This is a genomic window from Candidatus Thiosymbion oneisti (genome assembly GCF_900092655.1).
Taxonomy (GTDB): domain Bacteria; phylum Pseudomonadota; class Gammaproteobacteria; order Chromatiales; family Chromatiaceae; genus Thiosymbion; species Thiosymbion oneisti.
The window spans coordinates 1-2,035 of the sequence record NZ_FLUY01000377.1; the positions used below are offsets into that span (position 1 = coordinate 1).

Genomic DNA, 2,035 nt, shown 5'->3' on the forward strand with positions numbered 1-2,035 from the left:
GCTCGTTCCCACGCTCCAGCGCCTGCCTGTGCGTGCCGCACGCAGACAGGTGGGAACGCCGGCTTGTCCGCTCCCGCGGACACAGCTCCTCGGTGCTGATCGGCGTTGGCGGTTGGCCTACCGAGGCGCTTGATCGATGCTGGAGCCTGGGAGCCGGAGACGCTCCAGGCAGCGGCAATCCCTATAGCGCACGCCCCAGGCCGACGCTATAGTGACCATTCCCGCTCATAACCTTGGCAGGAAACCATTATGCCCTACCAGAACATCGATGCGTCGCTCTCAGCCGCCGACATCAAGGCCGTCAAGGACGCCTTCGATACCGTGCTCAATAAGCTGCCGTTCCTGGTCAGTCTGACGACCCAGGAACGCAAGGCCACCTTCAAGACCGGGCCCGATAGCGTCTCCTTCGTCCGGAATGCCCTGACCGCCGCCCAGGATCACCCCACCATCCTCCCCGCCAGCTTCGAGATCCCCGGCTTCGAGAAGGATGTGGAGCTGTTCACCGCCCTGACCGAGCTGGGCACGCTGGCCGATTCGGTAGCCTCCCAGCTCAACGACACCCGGTTGGCGGTGGGCGGAGAGGCGATGCAGGAAGCGATCCAGGTCTACGACTACGTCAAGACCGCCGCCAAACGGACACCGGGCCTCAAACCGGTGGCCGAGCAGCTGGGCGAACGCTTCCAGCATATGGGCGGGCGGAAGCAACCCCCCGCCGCAAAGGAGTAGGGCGCGGCGTGGAGATCGAGGTCCAAAGCCGCAACCGGGCCGGGCAAGGACTCACCGGAGCGTCTTGAAGACTCACTGGAGCGTCTTGAGGACCCATCGGAGAGTCCTGGAGACTCACTGGAGAGTCTTGAAGACTCATCGGAGCGTCCTGAAGACTCATCGGAGCCTGTTAGAGACTCACGGGAGAGTCCTGAAGACTCACTAGAGAGTGTTGAGGACTCATCGGAGAGTCTTGAAGACTCACTAGAGAGTGTTGAAGACTCATCGGAGCGTCCTGAAGACTCACGGGAGAGTCCTGAAGACTCACTGGAGAGTGTTGAGGACTCATCGGAGAGTCCTGAAGACTCACTGGAGAGTGTTGAGGACTCATCGGAGAGTTCTGAAGACTCACTGGAGAGTCTTGAGGACTCATCGGAGAGTTCTGAAGACTCACTGGAGAGTGTTGAAGACTCACTAGAGAGTGTTAAAGACTCACGGGAGAGTCCTGAGGACTCATCGGAGCGTCTTGAACGCTTATCGGAGAGCCCTGTAGGTCGGGTCAGCACGTAGGGCGGAAAAGCGCAGCGCATCTCGCCTTTCCAGCTTTTGCGACACCCTCCTTTGGAGTGCGGCGGCAACCGGTTATCCCGGTGCCGCGGGTGAGTTCCAGTGATTGGCTGATAGCACCTGTCTGGCGACCGGCACCAAGCCGCCGCCGCTTTGGATCAGAACCACCCGCCAACCAAAGCGCCGTCGCCGCGCCGCGTGGGATACACCGTACCACCGAATCTAAGCATATGCCGCCCTGGTAGCGTACACCGCTGGAGATCGATCCAGTCGCGGCGCTTTGCCGGCGCACTCCAAAGGGTCGGACCGATGACCTGACCCCTCCCATTGACTGACCTACCATCAGCCTGTTTCAACAGTGATTATCTTTCGGTTGCCCTGCCTCCTACGTCGGGATGACAATTTCTGTTGGCTCCCACGCTCCAGCGTCAATAAGCGACCAACTAAACCGGCACAGCTACCCATATCGGCCCAGAGGAGCACAGTCCGCTGGAGCGGACCAGACGGCGTTCCCACGCTGGAGCGTGGGAACGAGCGCGGAGTTCATAGTATCTGCTGGCTCACACGCTTGGCTCACATGCTCCAGTGTGTGGAGTAGGGGGTGTTACATTCCAAAGGTCCGCGCAGCGGACCCTACGCTGACCAGCTGATTATGTGTCGGGTCCGCGGAGCGGACCGCTGGGATGTTGCAGCCATCTGACCTGTGAAAACCGTTGGTCAGTGCAGATAACAACCGGAAAGCGAACCACGGATGAACACGGAT

Annotated in this window: 1 protein-coding gene; it reads left to right on the forward strand. The window is 60.3% G+C overall.

Features of this window, described 5'->3' with window-relative positions:
- Window positions 1–249: 249 nt before the first annotated feature.
- Window positions 250–726, forward strand: a complete 477-nt coding sequence (locus tag BQ17_RS03660) for a hypothetical protein (RefSeq protein ID WP_089724402.1) — start codon at window positions 250–252, stop codon at window positions 724–726.
- Window positions 727–2,035 lie beyond the last annotated feature (1,309 nt).

Coding starts and splice junctions, on each gene's coding strand:
- BQ17_RS03660 (WP_089724402.1), top strand. CDS start 250: ATGCCCTACCAGAACATCGATGCGTCGCTCTCAGCCGCCGACATCAAG.